General features: G+C 52.0%; 14 protein-coding genes. 4 read left to right on the forward strand and 10 right to left on the reverse strand.

Annotated features, from left to right (window positions below):
• Complete coding sequence (locus tag GA004_RS03555; RefSeq protein WP_283395921.1) at positions 1 to 780, forward strand: P-loop NTPase family protein; 780 nt, start codon at positions 1 to 3, stop codon at positions 778 to 780.
• Here the strand turns inward: GA004_RS03555 and GA004_RS03560 are convergent.
• From GA004_RS03560 to GA004_RS03575, 4 genes are read right to left on the reverse strand one after another with little or no spacing between them, the layout of a single operon-like run.
• On the reverse strand, positions 766 to 1,833 hold the full coding sequence (locus tag GA004_RS03560) for a Gfo/Idh/MocA family protein (RefSeq protein ID WP_283395922.1): 1,068 nt from the start codon (positions 1,831 to 1,833) through the stop codon (positions 766 to 768). The genes GA004_RS03555 and GA004_RS03560 overlap by 15 nt on opposite strands.
• Positions 1,830 to 3,440, reverse strand: a complete 1,611-nt coding sequence (locus tag GA004_RS03565) for a divalent metal cation transporter (protein WP_283395923.1) — start codon at positions 3,438 to 3,440, stop codon at positions 1,830 to 1,832. Before GA004_RS03565 ends, GA004_RS03560 begins: the two co-directional genes overlap by 4 nt.
• Positions 3,437 to 4,264, reverse strand: a complete 828-nt coding sequence (locus GA004_RS03570; protein ID WP_283395924.1) for a sugar phosphate isomerase/epimerase family protein — start codon at positions 4,262 to 4,264, stop codon at positions 3,437 to 3,439. The genes GA004_RS03565 and GA004_RS03570 overlap by 4 nt, the downstream gene beginning before the upstream one ends.
• A 28-nt stretch (positions 4,265 to 4,292) precedes the next feature.
• Entirely contained in the window at positions 4,293 to 5,069 is a 777-nt protein-coding gene (locus GA004_RS03575) for a hypothetical protein (RefSeq protein ID WP_283395925.1), read from the reverse strand.
• A 225-nt stretch (positions 5,070 to 5,294) separates the two neighbouring features.
• On the opposite strand from GA004_RS03575, the gene GA004_RS03580 reads away from it, so the two are divergent.
• On the forward strand, positions 5,295 to 6,080 hold the full coding sequence (locus GA004_RS03580) for an SDR family oxidoreductase (RefSeq protein ID WP_425492924.1): 786 nt from the start codon (positions 5,295 to 5,297) through the stop codon (positions 6,078 to 6,080).
• 86 nt (positions 6,081 to 6,166) lie between these two features.
• Here the strand turns inward: GA004_RS03580 and GA004_RS03585 are convergent, their stop codons facing one another.
• The gene (locus GA004_RS03585) at positions 6,167 to 7,084 is read right to left on the reverse strand and encodes a sugar phosphate isomerase/epimerase family protein (RefSeq protein ID WP_283395927.1); all 918 of its coding nucleotides are present in this window, start codon (positions 7,082 to 7,084) and stop codon (positions 6,167 to 6,169) included.
• Positions 7,085 to 7,146: 62 nt separating this feature from the next.
• Positions 7,147 to 8,838 (reverse strand): efflux RND transporter permease subunit, encoded by a 1,692-nt coding sequence (locus GA004_RS03590; protein ID WP_283396962.1) that lies wholly within the window; start codon positions 8,836 to 8,838, stop codon positions 7,147 to 7,149.
• Positions 8,839 to 8,935: 97 nt separating this feature from the next.
• Between GA004_RS03590 and GA004_RS03595 the strand changes: the two genes are divergently transcribed.
• Positions 8,936 to 9,328, forward strand: coding sequence for a cupin domain-containing protein (locus GA004_RS03595; RefSeq protein WP_283395928.1), 393 nt, complete (start codon positions 8,936 to 8,938; stop codon positions 9,326 to 9,328).
• Between the two features lie 321 nt (positions 9,329 to 9,649).
• Here the strand turns inward: GA004_RS03595 and GA004_RS03600 are convergent, their stop codons facing one another.
• From GA004_RS03600 to GA004_RS03615, 4 genes are all read right to left on the reverse strand, one after another.
• A complete protein-coding gene (locus GA004_RS03600) occupies positions 9,650 to 10,330 on the reverse strand; it encodes a gluconate 2-dehydrogenase subunit 3 family protein (protein WP_283395929.1) in 681 nt (226 codons plus the stop codon).
• 1 nt (position 10,331) lies between these two features.
• Positions 10,332 to 12,134, reverse strand: a complete 1,803-nt coding sequence (locus GA004_RS03605) for a GMC family oxidoreductase (protein WP_283395930.1) — start codon at positions 12,132 to 12,134, stop codon at positions 10,332 to 10,334.
• A gap of 287 nt (positions 12,135 to 12,421) precedes the next feature.
• Positions 12,422 to 14,974: an alkaline phosphatase D family protein gene (locus GA004_RS03610; protein WP_283395931.1), complete on the reverse strand. Its 2,553-nt coding sequence runs from the start codon at positions 14,972 to 14,974 to the stop codon at positions 12,422 to 12,424.
• Positions 14,975 to 15,230: 256 nt separating this feature from the next.
• The gene (locus GA004_RS03615; protein WP_283395932.1) at positions 15,231 to 16,610 is read right to left on the reverse strand and encodes a sulfatase family protein; all 1,380 of its coding nucleotides are present in this window, start codon (positions 16,608 to 16,610) and stop codon (positions 15,231 to 15,233) included.
• 184 nt (positions 16,611 to 16,794) lie between these two features.
• On the opposite strand from GA004_RS03615, the gene GA004_RS03620 reads away from it, so the two are divergent.
• Positions 16,795 to 19,950: a DUF1553 domain-containing protein gene (locus GA004_RS03620; RefSeq protein WP_283395933.1), complete on the forward strand. Its 3,156-nt coding sequence runs from the start codon at positions 16,795 to 16,797 to the stop codon at positions 19,948 to 19,950.
• Positions 19,951 to 20,016: the final 66 nt, after the last annotated feature.

Below are 20,016 nucleotides of genomic sequence, written 5' to 3' on the forward strand. Positions count from 1 at the left end.
ATGTCGGAACGGTTTGTCTACCTTATTTTGGGTTCTCGTGGCGGTGGCCGCTCCTCGGTTGTTTCAGATCTTGTAGATTTTGGACTGGATTCTTCTAACGGATCTCAGGTTTTCATTTCGGAAGATGATGCGGCTCACCGGGAGTCAGTGCTCCCTATTCGTCACGCCCTCTGCGAACAGAAGCGGTATTTGTGGAAGGGTGCTGACGAAGGCGTTATTGTGGAAGCTTCAAGTGAAACGGTTTTTGTTGTCGCAGATGGGATCTCGGATCCAGCGGATTTTGTAGAAGCTTTTTTCAACTGGCTACAAGGATCGGATTACGAATTGGGTCGGATAATAACCATAGCCGATTGCAATCGGATACAGCAGGAACGAAAGCTGCTTCAATGGTATGATTGTTGTATCCATTTTTCCGATGTTGTTTTACTTAGTAATAGGAGCGAGGTTTCAAGCAAGTGGATTGACGAGTTTCAAGATCGGTACCTAAAAGATTACTACCCTTGCCTGTTTGTGTTTGTTAAGAAGGGCCGCCTTCCCAATCCGTCATTGGTTCTCGAGCCAGAAGCACGACGGATTTCCAAACTCTTCGATGAAGCAGATGAATATGTTTTCCTTGATGATGAGGATGAGGAAGAGGTTGATGAGGAAGACGAACCTGCTGCGGGAGATCCTTCGAAGGACCCCTTTCTCGCTAAGCTTGGAAACGGACGAAGAAGCCTGGCTTTGCCGAATATCCGAAACCTGATTGTTTCGGAAGACGATACTCTAGCCGGGGATTGAAGGGGCTGAAAGAAGGACTTTTTTGGAGTCGTTTTTCGCGCTTTCGTAGATTGCATTGATGAGCGCAACGGCCTTGCGTGCTTCTGTCGCGTCTACGATTGGAGAACGGTTCTCCTGAATGGCTTTCACTACATCTTCAAAATTGAGCTGGTGACCCGAGAAATCGATGGCACTCGGATCGTTCGCTCCAATTCCTTTGGTTCCCGTTTTCACCATGAGCTCAGAGCGAATGCGATCGTCCTCAGACGTTTCTTCTTTGAATTCCCAAACTCGAAATTTGTCGTCGGCGAGGAAAGCAGATCCTTCGCTCCCGCAAATCTGCACCTCAGCGGAATGCCCGTCTTTCGACCAGCAGGCAGTCGAGCCTTGGATGACTCCGCGAGCGCCGCTTTCGAATTCGAGCATGGCAACTGCAGTGTCTTCGACTTCGATCCGTTCGTGAGCTAACGTCGCTGTGGATGCAGTGACGGATTTAACCGGCCCTGCAACGTAGAGTAGTTGGTCGATTGCGTGAATTGACTGGTTCATGAGCGCTCCGCCACCATCTAGTGCCCAGGTGCCGCGCCATTGGCCGGAATCATAGTAGTCCTGATCTCGATACCATTTGATATAGGCATCAGCTAGAGAAATCTGGCCGAATCGGCCTTTGTCGACGGCCTTTTTCAGTGCGACAAGCCCGGGATTAAAACGCCTATTGAAAATGCCGGATATAGTAACGCCATTCTCCTTTCCGGCAGCGGCCATCTCGTCGACGCGATCCGTTGTGATTTCCAATGGCTTTTCACAAATAACATGTTTGCCCGCCCTCGCTACCGCTATCGCCGGTTCTAGATGCGCCCCAGACGGCGTGGCTATCGTGACGATCTCCAGTTCCGGGTCGGCTAGAAACGCATCCAAATCGTTGCTGGCGGCACAGCCGAACTCGTCAGCGATCGCTTTTGAGCTCTTCGGATTGCGACTATAGACGGAATGCAGTTCGGAGCCCGCCATGGCCTCGATCGCCTTGGCGTGAAACTTCGCGATCATTCCAGATCCAATGATACCGAATTTCATGATTCGCGTTCGTTTTTGAGAAACGAGTAAATTCCTATGATGAACAGAATTGCGAGGAGGACGAGACCTGCCGCAGGTATCATCCCGTGCCAGTCTCTCATGTGAGACTTCCCGTAGAGGACCCAGACTGAGCCGATAGTGGCGACGCCGGTGGCAAATCCCATGAGAACGTTCCAGATAATGCGGGTGGTACCTTCCGGTCGGTTCTCACCGAGCACCTTCTTGGAATTCATCATCAGGAAGAAAGTAAAATAGGCGATTGGGATTAGGGAGCCGCCGATTACAGAGGTTGGAATAGCCAAGGCAGCCGCGGCCGCACCGGTCCATACAAAGGGACCAGCGAATCCGGCAATACCGGAAACGGCACACCCAATGTAGTGTGCATTCTTATCGCCGCGTTTCCCGAGTAGCTCCTGAAAGGCGAGCCCGTTGATCAGCATGAGAATGATGATCGTAGATACAGCCATTCCGAGGACGCCGAGTCCGAAAATGGTTTGGGAGACGACCTTGCCTGCGAGCGGCTCGAGAGTGGTGGCCAACTGGAAATTGTCTCGTTTGACCAAGCTGAGTGCCAGCTCAAGGTCGGCGGCGTTGGTCGTTCCGGGATGGGCTTCCTGGAGTTGGGCGAGCGTTCCGGCTGCGACGGGAGAGTTGGGGTCGACGTCGCCGATTTTTGTGTGGAACTGGGAGGCAGCGGCGATGACGACGCAGCTGGTCGCTAGAAAGAAAGGAATGAAAAGGCCAATGGACAGGTCGAATATCGAGAAGGAGCGATGGGTCTTCCCCCAGCTCTTTTTGAGCAATGAGTAAGGGAGCAGCCAGGTCATGTTGATTCCTACGGCAGTACCAAAGGCGGCGATGATGATGTCCCTTTGGTCAGTAATGATTTTGGCGGTCCACCAGTCGGGGTGGCTGGATGCGGCAATGAGATCGGCGTAACCTGCCGCGGGAGAGATGAGTAGTTTGGGATTAGGGATTAAGCCGCCGAAAAGAGAGCCCCATTGAATGCCTCCCGTTGTCGCTAGTGTGATGACGACTAGAATGAAGGAGATAACGATCATGCCGACCATGACCTTGATAATTCGGTCGAAGGTCCTGGCCCCCTTGCCTTCGGATTCGTAGAGGACGTTGATGGCGAATCCGATCGTTAGGAGAATTAGGCATATGATAGCGGTCGAGGTGTTGCTGTCGCCCACGAAGGGCAGCAGGTTTTGCTGGATGGCGGCGCGGCCGAGGTTGAACTGGGGCATGCACCAGACGATATTGGCCATTATGGTGGCGATCATCCAGGCCCAGCCCAGAGCGGGGGAAAGGTGAGTGTTGACGAGCCCAAAGGGCGCTTTCTCGGTCGAGAGGGTGACGTAGGCGATGGCCGAGAGCATTATGATTCCGCAGATCATCGCGAGAGGTTGCAGCCAGAGGAGCCCGAAGCCTGCGATCACACCCAGGTAGAGGGCTCCGGCGAGCGAGCCGCCGCCGAGGGTGATGGCGCCTTGGAGCCAACCCGGACCGGATAGTTTGGTGAAAATTCCCAGCCTTTTGATTAGGGGGGAGGCTTCTGCTTCGGCGATTAAGGCGGCTTCGCGATTTGATTCTTCTGTGCTCATAGGGAGGGGGTGCTTTTGAATGCTTTTTTGAGGTTTTGTAGACTTTCCTTGGCAATATTCTCGGCGCCAGGGGAGTAGTCAAAGACTTCGACGGAAACCCACCGGTCGTAGCCGGCGTTGTCGAGGGCGTCTGCGATGGGTTGAAATTCTAGGTCGCCCATACCGGGACCCAGGAGATTCGGATCGTTGGCGTGGAAGTGAATTGTGTAGTCGCGGCTCGAATCGATGATTTCGGGAATCGATCCAGGCTCAGCGGACATGGCCTTAACATCGAGATGCAGGCGGATGTTTGGGTGGTTGATCTTGTCTATCAACTTAATCGTCTCTGCCGCGGAAGTTAGGAAATTCGTCTCGTTCTGTCCAAGCGGTTCCATGGCGATGGATACGGCGAGCGTCGCACAATGTTCGCCAAGCGAGCGAAGTAGATCAGCGGCTCGGTTGGCCGCATCATCGTAGGAATCATTTGTATTCAGATTTCGTTGCTTGGGACTCCCCCAAACCATCACTTTACCGCCCATCGCAGCACAGAGGTCGGCTAGGTGCTTTCCGAAGTCGAGAGTCTTTTGGCGAACCGCTGAATCAGGGGTCGTCAAATGCATTCCTTCCGGTTTGACGAGGAGCCAGTGGAGTCCGACGACTTCGAGGCCATGCTCTCGAACGATGTTACCCATGGACTTTGCTTCAAGTATCGTCAGGTCACGTGGGTCCTCATTCAGCGTAAACGGAGCAATCTCGAGCCCTTGATACCCTGTATCGAAAGCGCTGGCACACGTGTCGCTCAGGCTCCAGCCTTGGTAAGTTTCGTTACAAATAGCGAATTTCATATCGGATAGCCTTATAGGGCGGGAGAGACTATTCAAAAAAGGTCTGAGTATTGGTTTTAGATTCTGGCGCCCAGATCTTGATACTATCGACCCAACCGATGTCGTCGAAAGAGCCAAATCCGATGAATCCCTGCTCGAATGGCACGTCGTCAGCAATCATTATGGGAGTGAGCATATCATCGAAGTATAGAGCGACAGTGCTCTTCGCCACATCGCGGACTATGCGAATCTTACGCCAAACATTGACTCCCCAGTCTACTCCCACGGTCCGGAAGTCTGTGATGGGAGTTCGGGGCGACTCGTTAACGACGAAAACATTGTGAGCGTTGTTGTCACCTGTCTTCGCTACGTGGATATATATGTAGTGAGCGGGATCTTGGAAACCGAAGAAAAAGCAATGGTCTCTATGAGCGTACCCTCCCGCTTTGGTGGGGTCTGGATTTTCCTTCATGAACTGGGCAATTGGAGTGCCTTTGACGCCACTTTGAAGGATAGCCACTTCGAGAACAAAGCTTCCAAAAGTCTTCCCTTTAATTAGGGCGATATTCAGGGGCGAACGGTGTGGGGGCTCGTACTTGCTCTTACCTTCGAGGGCCAGAAACTGTTTACCCTTTTTCTTTTTTAGTACCCAAGCAGACGAGTCCGTCATCATGAAGTCGTCATACGAATTTTTGGAGTTGAAGGATTGTTCGTATTGGAGGGCGTAGCCTTCAGGAAGCTCTACAGCGGATAGGGAAACAAGAGAGATGAGCCCGATGAAGAGGCAGGTCACCTGGTGGAGTTGATTAGTGGTGGGTGCGGTCATGAAGGGATAGAGATGGCAGTGTTGGGAAGGAAGTTAGGACGGCTCGTTACCCGAATGCAAATGATAAACCCCAAAATCACACACCTGTAGGGTTTTTGTTGGGGAGGGGTCGTGTTGGAAGCCGAACCAAGAGAGTTTACCGTTTGAGCACGTCGCTCGACTGTTTCAGTTAATTTGAGCGGTATGAGGTTGCTGATTTTTGATTGGACGCCATCAAGGAAAGGCATGGATACAGAGCTGAAGGGCAAGGTTGTGATCGTCACGGGAGGCAATAAAGGAATTGGCGAAGGGATATCCCGTTCGTTCGCGGCGGAGGGAGCCATCGTTGTGGTATTCGGTCGCAATCGGGAAGAGGGGGAGACCTTTTGCGAGGCTCTGCGATCGGAAGGGGCACAAGCGGCTTTCCGGTTGGCAGAATTGACCAGAGAGTCGGAGGTGTTCGCGGCCGTCTCCCAGACGCTGGAGGAATTTGGACGTATCGATGTGCTGGTTAACAACGCCGGCGTGAATGACGGAGTGGATTTGATGGCCAGTGTAGAGGCGTTTCGCGGTTCGCTGGAAAAGAACCTAACGCAGTGCTACGCCTTGGTGCACCATTGTTTGGACGCTTTGAAGGCGAGCCGAGGCAATATTGTAAACATTGGTTCCAAGGTTGCGGAAACCGGGCAAGGAGGAACCTCGGGATACGCGGCGTCCAAGGGAGGCCTGAATGCGCTTACTCGGGAGTGGGCTCTGGATTTGGCGGGCGACGGCATCCGCGTCAATTGCGTCATTCCCGCTGAGGTGATGACCCCGCTTTACGAGCGGTGGATCGCGCAGCAGTCGGATCCGAAAGGCGATTTGAAGGCGATCTGCGATTCGATCCCGTTAGAGAAGCGGATGACGACGATCGAGGAAATCGGAGACACTGTGGTTTTTGTAGCGTCGCCTAAGTCCTCGCACACGACTGGGCAGATTTTGTATGTGGATGGGGGCTACACCCATATCGACAGACGGTTCACAACTGATTAATCTGATATTGGTAAATGGGCGCTCGGCCCAGCGGCAGGCTCTGGGTGGTGAGCTCTGCCGAACCAAGATCGCGTGCTGCCTGAACCTTAAGCCAGTTCGCCAACAACGTGTTCGATCAGTCGCTTAGTCGCTAGGATACCTTTAACGGGGTCTACGCCATGACCTTCGAATTCGATCCCAATGGAGCCCTTGAATCCTGAGTCCAGGACAATCTTCATCATCCGCCTGTAGTCGATATTGGTTTCGTTACCTTCGCTGTCGAATTCCTTGGACTTTGCACAGACGATTTTGGCATAGGGCATGAGTTCTTCAACTCCCCTATAGGGATCGTACCCATGAAAATTCTGAAAGTCGGGCAAGGTGCCGCAGTTTCGCTTCTCGACCTTACTCATGACATCGGCGAGCCACTTTCCGTTGCTGGAGAATCCACCGTGATTTTCGACTAGGATATTCATCCCAAAAGGGGTGGCGACATCGCAAAGCTGTCGTAGACCATCTATCGCATACTTCTTTTGTTCCTCGAAGTCTCCGTCGGACCGGCAGTCGACGCGTATCGCATTTCCGCCGAGCAAGCGAACCGCCTCCATCCAAGGAATATAGCCCTCTACAGCATTGTAACGCGTTGATGAGTCCGGAGAATCGAGAGCAACATCCGACCGGCAAAGCATCATTGTGCAAGTGGCTCCGACATCGTTGCTTCGTTGTTTCAATTCTCGGAAGAAACGCGTGTCTCTCACTTTGTCTAGAATATGCCCATTGAAGTACTCCAAAGCGGTGATTCCAGTGCCTTCGACGACGGTTTTTGGAAAATCTAGGATGTCAAAGGTCCCGTCTCTAAGTTGCCGATTGAAGGAATACTGTTGGACTGCTAGGGTGAGCCCATTGGATGCGAGAGTACCTTTGGCTTGAAGAAACTGGGGAAGGGCAAGGGTTCCTGCTCCAACGGCGAGCTGCTTTATCGTCTCGCGACGGTTGAGCAAATTTGGGGTGTGATTCTTGGACATGGATTAAAGACTGATCAAAATATAGATCTCAGCAATTCCTTTTCTCAGACAAACGGGAACATTCACATTGCCAGTATTTTAGCCGACATAGGCTCCTTCTGAGGAAATAGCTTCTCGATGGTCATGAGTGACAGGGTGAGAAAGGAAGGAAGAAAGATTAATGTGACGAAGGTTGAAAACATTAGGCCGAAAAGGACAATTGCACCGACCCCGCGGTAAAGTTCCGTTCCCGCTCCAGGGAAGACGACTAATGGGGCGATCCCGAATACGGTTGTTGTCGTGGACATCAAAATTGGACGGATTCTTGATAGAGTGGCAGCGTGAATGGATTCGGAGATGCTTATACCTGCCCTGAGGCTGTCGATCGTTTTGCTGACGATGAGTATTGGATTGTTAACTACGGTCCCAAGTAGTATAAGAAATCCAAGCATCGTTATCATGTCGAAAGGCTGCTGAATGGGTTTAAGTCCAAAGAAGCTGAATATAAATCCGGAAGCGTTTAAAAGCCACAGCCCGGCGATCCCTCCGGCGATCCCAATAGGCACAGTCGCCAGGATGATGAATGGAAATCCCCAGTGGGAAAAGACTGCTGCGAGCAGGAGATAGGAGAGAACGACCGCGATTAGAAAGTTGCCAATCAAGGCCTCGCGGGTTTTTTGAAGTTGATCGCCCGCACCCGTAACATCGACTATGACGTTTGAATCGATTTCACCTTGGTCCCGTAAATGGTTGACGATTTCGTTTCGAACGATCTCGACAGCATCCTCCAGAGCGATTGACCGAGGAGGGATGATATTCAAGGTAACCGTCCGTTCTCCGTTCAGGCGACGAATAGACGAAGTATCCACTTTTTCCACAAGGTCCGCAACCGCATCGACTGAGACGATGCCTCCTGCGGGTGCGTACAAGGGTAGATTTGCCAATTCATCTAGGCTTCCTATCTCTCCGTCACGACTGTAGAGAAATACATCTATACGTTGCCCATCTAGGAGAAACTCGTCCACATAAGCACCGTCGGTGAGAGCAGACAAGGCGAAGCCAAACGACTGGTTCGTGAATCCCAGTTCGGCGGCTCGATCCCAATTGGGGCGAATTTCCACCATGGGTTGTTGCAGGCTCAATGCGGAAGGTTCGGAGTTTACCTGAGGTGAATCGAGTACCTCGAATGCTCTTCGATAGGCCTTGTCGGCGACAGTGTAAATTATGGAAAGATCCGCTCCACTTATATCGAGATTTACGCTACGAGAACCTCCGTCGTTGCTGGAAATGATCGATCCTCGACTATTGAAATTTCTTATGCCCGGAAATTTCTCAAAGTAGTTGGAAAACACATCGCTGAGTTCATCGATGCGTGTAGGATCTTCGCATTCAGCTACGATTTGTATCATCCCAGTCCTCAAAATCATCAGCATTCGGGCAATCGGGGGAACGTCTCTTTTGAGGTGGACTTCGCTGTCAGGATTGAGCCGGTTCATGTAAGGGACGAAATAATCATTCACCTCTCGGGCAATTTCGTCCATCGTCTCAATATTATATCCGGGAGGCATTATAAGCCGCGAGAAAATCTTAGCTTCTTCTCCCTCCGGAAGATACTCGGCAGAAGGGGTTAGCGTATAGATGATCAGAAAGCTTAGCCCCACGGTCGTCAGGGCTCCTGCTAAAGCTCGTTTCCAGGAATAGGAGATTTTTCGGACAGATTGATCGAAGAATGTGAATACCTTAGAAGGTGACTTTCGCTTCGATTCGCTACTGATCGGGTCTCTTTATGCGATGAGTCGCTTGGAGGATGGAACGCAAGATAAGTGATCCTGAGCCTTGTGTCTCTTGAATGAAAAATATAAGTCCATAAATGTGAAAATTCTGTATCAACGTAATTCATCGTCGCACGAGAGGAAGAGATTAGGCCCCTATGAAATCGAATCCTTGATCGCTCCGGGTCAGGAGGGGCAGTTCACTGCTTATCGTGTAAGGGTTGAAGCAGGCCAAGAAACGAGTGAGAGCTATCACAAAATCGCCGAGGAATGCTATTATGTTGTCAGTGGGACCGGAAAGGCGATACTAGATGATTCTGAATACGAGTTAAACCCCGGAGATTTTCTGCGTTTGCCACCAGGAACGCGGCACAAGTTTGTCACGAGCGACTCCCCGCTCGAAATGCTGGACATCCATTCCCCTGGCTCGCGGCCGGATCGGGATGTGTATTTTGTGGGTGAGACACCGGAAGGGTTTACCTCGAAAGAATAGATTGGGGGTCCTCAAGAGAATTTTTAGCCGCGAGCAATAGCTCTTTTGCGGGTCAAAGCCTCTCGTGGGTGGCAGCAGAGGTTGCTGAATACGATAGGGCCGAAGTCGCGCTGTCGACCATAGGCTGGGTTGGAGAGCTCAGATATCGACCGCTCGGGAAGAAAGTTTATGGTCCAGATCGTTGACATGCTATCGGAGGACTGGGCCAGCCTTCCCTACCTAAATTCGGCATTCGTCAATCTGAAAATCTATGGGCTCGAAGAGACACCCATTTGTTCCGCAGGAACAACAAGCTAAGCGATGTTAAAATTTATTTCCCCACTACCAAGGTGCCTTGTCGACTCGGAGAAACTTCAAAACTTCAGGGGGTGGACCGTCGAACTTGGCCAAGGCGACGTTGCCGACGTAGCCGACTTCTCGAGCGCCTTCGTTGGTGGTGTAGTAGCCGCCCATGCTTAGGTCACGGTATTTGGCGAAGAACTCAGCCGCATTCTTGTATCTACGTTTCGCTTTCGGGAGGTAGCAAATGTCGTCGCATATTTTGGTCTGCTGCGCCTCCGAGAGATCGTAAAACGGTTTTTTGAAACGCTTTTGAGACTCGTCGTTGATCCACTTGAGTCCAGGGAGAATGACTTCGCGGTCGCTAACCTGAGCCGGGTAGGGGGCGCTTACCCATTCGTCGATAAAGTCGGGTACCTTCAGTTCGCTGGCACTGGGGGAGTCGCCTGTTCTCGGAAGAATGACGTCTGAAAGGGCAGTGACCGTCTTTAGTTGTTCCGCATTTAGAATACGTTCCCAGGGAGGACTCTCGGGTATAACGAGATTTGGATCGGAACCATAGCCTTGAGGGGTGGAGATGGATGGACCGGATTGTCCGAAGGACCCCGTGTTCAGAAATGGAACGGTGGCGGACGCGGTGAGCATCCATTTGATCGCGGATCGGCGATCCATGCGCTTGGATTCGACTAGCTCACGACGAGTAGATTCGTTTAGGGTATCCATATTAAATGTTTCCTTTCTTCATTTCATCCATCATGTAGTCGGCGGATCGCCAGGCGAGGGCCATAATGGTTAGGGTTGGGTTCTTGTCGGCGTTGGAGCAGAAGGGGCCTCCGTCAGTGATGAATAGATTTTTGACGTCCCAAGTTTGACTGTATTCATTGCATACGGTCGTTTTTGGATTGTCTCCCATAATCGTTCCGCCGACTTCGTGGATGATCAATCCGCCAGGGAGAATCGCTTTCTTCCCGGTCGTATCAACTTCGTCTCTGATCGTCCCACCCATCTCTGTAATTAGCTCGGCAAAGGTTTTATGCATGTGAGCCGCTTGCCTGATTTCGTAATCGCTCCATTTCCAATGAAACTTAGCAACTGGAATACCCCACTTGTCCGTTACTTTATCGTCGATTTCCAAATAGCAGTCATCGTTCGGTACCATTTCCCCGCGGCCGGCGTAGCTCATGAAGCTGCCGTAAAAGCGTCGAGCGTCCTCCTTCAATTGCTTCCCGTAACTGCCTTCCGTATAATCTTCGAGTCCGTTAAACGTTCCGACTCTTGGGGTGCCGCGACTGCCTCCCATTTCGATGTGGTAACCTCTTGGGAAGTCTAATTTACCCGCTAACTGTTCTTTGTAGAGCCACCAAGGTACATAGGAATGGCTTCCGCCCGCGCCGTCTTCATTGTGTGGCGGCATATTTTCCCAGGCGGGAATTTGCCCTCCGAGCCCAGCACCCACCGTATCCATAATATATTTTCCCACTTTCCCAGAGGAATTAGCGATGCCGTTGGGAAAAAGCGCACTCTTGGAATTAAGCATAATACGAGCCGATTCGCACGAACTGGCAGCCAGAGCTACGATCTTCCCTTTGACCGAGTAGTCGAGCCCCGTGGTCTTATCGATAAAATTGACTCCAGTCGCCTTTCCAGCAGCGTCGATTTCGACCTCGCGGGCCATAGCGTCGGTGATGATGTCCAGATTCCCTGTTGCGAGGGCCGGTGGTATGTGGACAGTAGTCGATTGGTAATTGGCCTTAATCGAGCAACCACGCCCGCAAGGGGTTGCCCAGAAGCAAGCAAGGCGCTGTTCCATTTCCTGAGCGAGAATCCGGGCGGCTTTGGGATTATTTGGATGCAGCCACTTTGGGATCTTCTTTGAATTGAGTCGCTCGCTGAGAACCGCACGGTGGATGGGGATGACGGGTATACCCAGTTTCTGGGCATGTTTGCGGGTGTAAATCTCGCTGGCACGAGCCTTGGGCGGAGGTTGGAGAACGCCCTCAGGCGAGTTGGGAGTGTTTTCTAGTCCTTCGTTGCTTCCGTAGACGCCGATCAGGGATTCTACTTTGTCGTAATAGGGTTCCACATCCGAGTAGGCGATGGGCCAGTCGATACCCACGCCGTCGCGGCTCTTGCCCTTGAAATCGTATTCTCCGTTGCGAAGCGAAATACGGCCCCAGTGATTGGTCCGTCCCCCGAGCATGCGAGCTCGCCACCACCAGAATTGCTCTTCTGACTTTTCGGAAGCATTGGTGTAGGGTTCGTGTGGGACTTTCCATCCACCATCGATGGTAGCATCGTAGAACCCGAAAGGCTTTTCAGGAGTGCCGCTGTCCCTTAAAGGCGCTTGGTGGCGCGTCTGGAACATGGGGGTCTCCTTAACCGGATCGTAGTTACGCCCCGCTTCCAGCATGAGGACTTTAGCGCCATCCATAGCGAGTGTATAGGCGGTCTGTCCGCCAGCAGCTCCTGATCCAACGACAATGACGTCGTATTCCGGCTTCGTTTTTCCTGCGTTAATGTGAGGCATTTTAAAGGATAAAGGGTGAAAATGGGAATCGAGTAGTGAGAAGAACTCGGAATTGGTTTAGGGTTAAGTCTGGGGTGCAGACGTTCTCTGGCAAGAGATGATTAGATAGAATATTCAGTGTCCGTTTCTTGGTGAATGTCTATTGCTTCTTGGGGAGAGCTCGGCACGAGGGCCGCTTCCTGTACAACCGACGCGGCGTGGTGTGAACGACAGCCCTCCCGCACAAGTGCGGCTCGTTGGGCAGTCGCAACCAGTCTATGCGACTCCCCAAAAGACAAATGCTCTCGCTATCTTGGAGTCTGATTATCCCGTTTTTTCAGTTCCTTACTCTGGATGTCTCGGATGAGGATAGTGTAGGTGGCGGACTTGTCGAAGACCTTTGGGGAGAGTGCCTCCTCATCTTTTACGGGTAGGGTGTATTCAATTTCACCTGTCGATTCGTTGATAACCTGGATGCTGGTTGCCGCATCTGGAACTTTCAATTCGGCCAAGTGTCCTGCGGCTTTCCGGCCGTATTGCTTTTCCACGCCGATGTTAACCGGCCAACCGAAATATTGTCCTCGATTATTCTGAGGGGTCCAGTTTTCATCAGGTCCCCAGTTTTCCACGACAGTTTCGAGGGTGTCTTTCTTAAATCGAATGATTCCATAACCGCTTCCGGTTCCCCGAAGTCTCTCGATCATGGTGTTGTCAGATGGCTGAAATTCGGGGTTGTAGGTATCAGGACGATTATTGACCGCCCAGACATTGACTTTGTTGCGGAAGCTGTCGAGAAACTCGCCGGTGTATTCAGGAAATCCTGGCTGGCGATTCTTGCCAGGCTCGATTGGGTCCCAAAGCCGTTTGTATCCATTGGCAATGCCAGGGGGGGCGAAAGACCAGCCGGAGTCGTTCCAGTCGTCAATGCCATGGTGAGTTAGAGTGCCCACATGCTGGTCACCGTGAATCATGATGGCGTGGGCTCTGCGAATGATTTCCAGAGCCCGACTGCGCCCACTTTGAGGCCAGCCATTGGAGTCGAGATCTGCGGCAAGACGGCTATTGGGTCCACCATGTGTTGTGGCGACGGAGCCGAAAGGCGATTGGGACAGCACCGCCTTCATCTGGTCATTTTTCCAGTCATTGGCCCAATGCTCGAGGAACGTTAATTGGCGTTCTCCAAGAAGTCTAAGTCCCGGCTTGTCCAACTGAGTCGTGTCGTAGTCTGGATCCATGACATGGTCGAGGCGGGAGCTGCCGCCGACCGGTTCGTCGAGAACATCGCCAGGAGACGATTTAAACTTGCGGTCTTCCAGTATGGCGAAGCTTACGCCTCCCACGTTGAGTTCCGTATAGTAAACGGTTATCCCTTGTTTGACAGGAGTCGGGTTAAACGGGTCTGGCAAGTGGGAAACCTGCGTTCGTTGAACCATGTTCACGAATTTCGGGTGCATGTTGTAGCCCCCGAAGCTGCTAGTCGACTTGGCTTCCTTAGGCATTGCAGCGCCCCCTTGGCCCCAAATGTTGCCATGATAAACGTCGTGGTCGTCCGGAATGATGACCGAGGGGCGGTCTTTCAGAACATCGCGAAAGCTCCATCCGAAGAGCCAGTATTTCTGCAGGTAGTTGAGCGAGGCACGAGGAACATCTGCTTCGGAGCGAGTCCGCACGACGTTGTAGCCGGCGACACTTTCGTAAATCTGGTCTCCTGCGAAAAAGACGAGATCCGGATTTTGGGCTTTGATGCTCTCGTAGATGTACTGATTCGGGAAAGCGTAGTCGACCATACACGATAGGGCGGCGAGTTTGATTTCCGGTTGGTCGGTAGGATTTTTGCGGATACGGCCCTCCCAATAATCGGTTTTCGAACCGTCCGCAGTTTCGTATTCAAAACTCAATCGATAGTCCGTATCTTTTGCGCTATCCCAAGATTCAATACGAAAATGGGAGGTGCGAGAAAGCGGGTCGTAGGCACTTCTTCCAACCGGCTTCCACTGGCCATCCTTTTTTAGAGATAGAATGACCGTTTTGTTTTCGCCACTGCCTACGGGAGCGACGTGAGCGGTCATTTTTAGGATATTTTCATGGAGGGTGTACTGGGACCATAGGAGCGGTCCGAAACGCTGCTCCTCTCTGCTAGTGATTTTGTCCCCTGAGACTTCCCAATCTGTGAACCAGAAGCGGTAGTCGCCGTTTGAACCGGCACGTCGGGAGGCGTTGGACTGGCCGCTGTTGTCAATGGGGCCCGCGAACAAGCCGATATTGCCAATGAGTGGGTCGCTTTTTATCGTAGCGGAAAAGCGGCCAACAACCCGGGCCGGACGCTTTCCAGATGCTGCTAGCAGAGTTGCAGTGGCATTGGATCCAACGCAATCGATTTGGATATCGAGCTGGAGATCGTCTAGTAATTTGGGATCAATAGCCTTGGGTGAAAATTTGTTTCCAATGAATAGTTTTCCTTCCGTGGTGACGCCCGCGTTGACGCCGCTACTGCCAAACAGATTAGAGCGGTATTCTTCTGGCATCGCCCCGACTACCGCGAAACGAAATCCAACCGCTCCTAGGCCTTCTTCCTTGGATTGGTCGCGAAGGGAACCGGCACGCACTTTCATGTTAAAGCGGCCGTTGCCGGGTTTCATTTGGTGGGTGAGGAGTTGAAGGTCATGCCCCCGACCCCCTTGAGTGATCTCGACGCGTCCTTCGGAAAGCTGCCAATCCATCATTGGCGTGGTCCAGATTTCCGGGGCGACCCAGGGCCGAGTGACGTTGTCGGGAAGATTGAGAGAGTAGTCAGCCGCTTGGAGAGTGGTTGAGAGTGTTAGCACAATTGCAGCAAGAGCAGTCAGGGATGCAGGCTTCATGATTGGTGATTGGATTTAAAGTACGAAATTTGGCTCAGAAGGAATTGGTTTTTTAGCAACGTTTCGTTGTCGCTTGATTGTCTATGGAAACTAGCGACAGGAATTTAGCGTCGCGGGGCAAGATAAGTAAGGAGGGGTGAATTATTCATTATGGTAGGGCTGACTATCCTTAGTCGGTAGTTTTGTTTACTCGTATTGTGGCTGCTTAGGATAAGCGGCCCTGCCATAAAAAACCGGGACTTTTTGGGAATTGTCATTATTTCGGGGAGTTTCGACTATGGCGGAGGTCTGCCTCGAGCTCGGTTTGCTGACCTTGGTCACCATTGGCCTCCATCCAGGCGAGGAGTTCGGATCGAAGTCTTTTCTTGATGTCAGCGTATTCAGGATTTGAGGCGAGGCTATTCCATTCGTGATAGTCCTCCTCGATAAAGTAGAGTTCTTCTTCCGGGCGAAAGTGGTATCGCCTTACTTTTTCCGCGGCGTCGGGATCATACTCCGCTTTCCTTTTCCACGAGTTGAAGACCTGAGCTTCCCCCCATTTGGTGTCCTCAGGAATGGTGACTACATTCTCGAATTTCACTTCGGGAGTGAAGTTCCAGATGTACTTGTATTTTAATGACCGGACAGAACGAATTCCAAAATGGTCGGGCGCGTTGATGATGCCTCGGGTCGTCATTTCTGAGAAAACGTATTTCTTGTGCGCGACTGCTTGGCCCGCGAAAAGCGGCAAGAGGCTTTTGCCATCCAGGACGGGTGCGGGTACCCCGCCGCCAGCCTCTACGAACGTAGGCACAATATCAGCGTATTCTATCAGTGCTTCGCAAACGGAGCCGGGCTCGATTTTTCCGGGCCATCGAGCGATGAAGCCAGTTTGCAGCCCGGCGTCGTAGAGGGTCCATTTGGCGAAAGGCAGGCTGGACCCTTGCTCGGTAGTGGCGATGAAAAGCGTATCGTCGACGAGGTCATACTTGGAAATCAAATCGAGGGCCTGCCCAACCTGTCCATCGAAGTAAGTCGTTTCGGCCAGGTAGCGAACCAAGGCGTCTCGCGTTTCCGGCGTATCGACAAAGGTATAGGGCAGCTGAATATCCTCGGCCGAGTACTGGCTGGGGTCGCCTTTGTCCCAAGGGGCGTGGGGTTCGTTGGAAGTGAGGAAGAGGCAGAAGGGGGTATTCTCCTGCTGGCACGACTTGATGAACGCTTCGACGGCCTCGAAGTCCGGATTGGATCCTTGGCTCAAGTACTCGAAAGGAAAGGCTGACTGCGGTTTGATGTGCGTTTTGCCACTGAGTGCGACCCGATAGCCGAGCGATTCGAGGTATTGGACGATACTTTGGGTTCCCGGGTAGACGAAGGTGTGATTCGGGTAGGCACCGGTTTTTACGGGAGACTGTCCAGTGTACAAGTTATGGCGGGTGGGTGAGCAAGTGGGAGCGGCTTGGAAGCAATTGGTGAACCGCATGCCTTCTTTAGCCAGTCCGTCCATGTGGGGGGTGATGGCCTGGCCTCCATAGCAGCCTACATCGAAGTGGCTCAAATCATCCGCGAGTACCAAGACGAAATTGGGCTTATTCTTGGAGGCGACCAGGCCTGCGAAGATTTGAGAAAAAAGAAAAAGGGCGAGTGCGGATCTCATGATATTATCTAAAAAGCGAAAACGGGGATAGTAAGCGATAAATGACTTATGAGGGTTCTGTCTATCGAAACTATGTTAACTTGTCAAAAAGGGCACTTGCGAGTGGCCGCAAACTCCCCAAATGTGCTGTCCACCGCCGGTTCCTTTGCGGGAACTAGTAATACCTTGGACAATTTTCTGCTTTATGAGCTCAACCTGGACCTTTCGTCAAAACGTAAAAAGCGTAAGGCTCGCCCTTCTAGGTGCGGCGTCTGCCTGCGCTTTTGCGCTCGTTTCGAAGGGAGAAGCGATCGATTTCAATCGAGACATCCTTCCCGTGCTCTCTGACAAATGTTTCAAGTGTCATGGTCCCGATGAAGAGTTCCGCGAGGCAGACTTGAGGCTAGACACGAGGGATGGGGCGACTGCGGATCTGGGTGACGGTTACTTTGCTATTGTTCCCGGCAATCCGAGCGAGAGTGAGGTAGTTTGGAGGATCAATGCGGACGACGAGGAGGACTTGATGCCTCCTAGGGACTCAAATCTGTCACTCTCGCCCGAAGAGAAGGAGCGAATTAGCCAATGGATTGCGGAAGGGGCAGAGTGGAAGAACCACTGGTCGTTCGAGCCAGTAGTGAGGCGGGAGCTTCCGAAGGTTGAGGATTCGGAATGGAGCCGTAACGGAATTGACCGATTTGTGCTCGCCCGGCTGGAGGAAGAGGGAATTAAACCATCTCCCGAAGCGGAAAAGGAGACCCTGATTCGCCGATTGAGTCTCGATTTGACGGGTTTGCCGCCGACCCCTGAAGAAGTGGACCAGTTCTTGGGCGAGGACTCCCCTGATGCATACGAACGATTGGTGGACCGTTTATTGGCCTCGCCTCGTTATGGAGAGACAATGGCGTTGCCTTGGTTGGACGCCGCCCGGTATGCGGATACCGATGGCTACCAGAATGATGGCCCGCGTGAAATGTGGCGCTGGCGGGACTGGGTGATTGATGCCTATAATCAGAACAAGCCGTTCGATGAATTCACGATAGAGCAACTAGCGGGAGACTTGCTGCCTAACCCGAATCTGGATCAAGTCATAGCGACAGGGTTTAATCGAAATCACAGGTACAATTCTGAAGCTGGAATCGTATTCGAGGAGTTCCGCTTAGAGAACGCCGTGGATAGGGTGGACACTGCCTCCACCGTTTGGATGGGGCTGACGATGGGCTGTGCTCGTTGTCATGACCACAAGTATGACCCGATCAGCACCAAGGAGTACTATCAGCTCATTTCCTATTTCAATAGCATCCCCGAGTCGGGCCGGGCAAAAAAGTTCGGCAACTCGGAACCTTGGATCCTATCTCCAACCAAGAGTCAGCTCGATGAATTGGTTCGCAAGGATGCGGCGATCGAGAGTGCTCGAGACGCTTTAGAAAAACAGGAAAACGAATGGTCCAGGGTTCAAGCTCTTTGGGAAGCGAATGGTTCCGAGGCGAGTCGTGAATCCGAGCTACTGAAGCAAGGACGCACGTTTGCCTACAGTTTCGATGGAAACGAAGCATCGGTATCCGTTATGAAAGGGCAGCCTTGTTTCGGTAAGGGCATTTCCGGTACAGCGGCGACTTTCGATGGGGAAAGCAGTTTTGCCGTTGAGAGCGAAGGAACGTTTGCCAGTGAGCATCAATTTAGTGTGAGTTTCTGGGTCAAGCCGGATTCGGTAGATGAAGGGGTAATATTGTCGCGGCAAGACGACAACCAAAAGCGTCCGGGAATCGCAGCGGAATTTAAGGACGGACATTTACAGTTCTATATCATCACGCGATGGATAGCAGGGGTTGGCGCTATCGAAACTCTGGAAAAATGGCCTCCCGGAGAATGGATGCATGTCGCTCTAGTTAATGACGGAACCAAGCGAGCGCAGGGCATGCACATATTTGTAAATGGCAAACGGGCGGATACGCGGATTCTGCATAATTCCAATAGTAACGACGGGCAGTACGCAAAGAAGGCTCAATTCCGTATTGGCGGGGGAGTATTTGGGGCCGATTTCCAGGGACAGATCGATGAATTGAGGATCTACACACGGGAGTTGTGGAACGACGAAATCGCGATTTTGGCGGAATCCTTGGGTATTCGAGAGATCGCTTTGAAGAAGCAATCGCAGCGTTCTGTTTCAGAAAGCGCAAAGCTGCGTGCCTACTATATGGAGAATGAATCGCCGCAGAATTTCAGAGTCTTGTATTCAAGGCTGATTGACGCACGAGCAGATAGAACGGTCTACTACGATTCACTTCCGACTACCATGATTATGCAGGAGTTGCCGGAGCCAAGAGAGACCTTTGTGCGTAAGCGTGGGGTCTACAACCAATTTGGCGAGAAGGTAGAACGGAAACTTCCCGCGGCGATTTCGGGCTCGGAGCAAAAATTTTTGCCGAATCGCTTGGGTCTGGCTCAATGGCTTGTGAACGGCGAACATCCTCTGACTGGGCGGGTAGCGGCCAATCGATACTGGCTCAAGTATTTTGGGAGAGGTTTGGTCAAGACGGCGGAAGACTTTGGTATTCAGGGTGAGCGACCTAGCCATCCTGAATTGTTGGATTGGCTTGCGGACGAGTTTGTCCGCTTGAATTGGGACGTCAAAGCGATGCAAAAGCTGATCGTTACCAGCGCGACCTATCGACAATCGTCGAGAATGGGTCCCGGTTTGCGAGAGCGCGATCCCGCGAATATCCTCTTGGCGAGAGGGCCTCGCGAGCGGCTTTCTTCTCACGCAACCCGAGATCAAGCCTTGGCGGTGAGCGGCTTGTTGGTTGAGAAAATAGGGGGTCCCTCGGTTAGTCCCTACCAGCCAGACCGGTTTTGGGAATTATTGAGTAATATGAAATACAAGCAATCTTCGGGTGAGGATTTATACCGAAGAAGTTTGTACACAATCTGGAAGCGCACGATTCCTCCCCCTTCCATGGCTGTGCTGGACGCAGCGGACCGTGAGTCTTGCATCGTTTCGACCAAGAGAACGAATACCCCATTACAGGCTCTTGCCATGCTGAATGAAAAGGCATTTGTCGAAGCGGCTCGAAACTTTGGGCAGCGAATTTTGCTCGAAGGAGGAGATTCTATTGAATCGCAAGTGGAGTTTGCCTTTCGTTCGGTGACGGGCCGTTACCCGAGTGAGCGAGAGCACACACTGCTTTACGATGCGTATCGAGAGTATAACGACGAGTTTAATGGCGAGCTAGGTGAGGCCCATAAATTTATACGAATTGGGGAATCGGAAATCGACGAAAGGCTGGACCCCACGCAGCTTGCTGCTGCAACTACCTTTGCCAATGTGCTTTTGAATTTGGACGAAGTGATAACGAAGGAGTAGAACGAAATGGAAAATCACGATAATCATTCCTGCCGCTCGCTTGTTGATGGCGAGTGTCATAACTAT

Source organism: Candidatus Pelagisphaera phototrophica (genome assembly GCF_014529625.1).
Taxonomy (GTDB): Bacteria; Verrucomicrobiota; Verrucomicrobiia; order Opitutales; family Opitutaceae; genus Pelagisphaera; species Pelagisphaera phototrophica.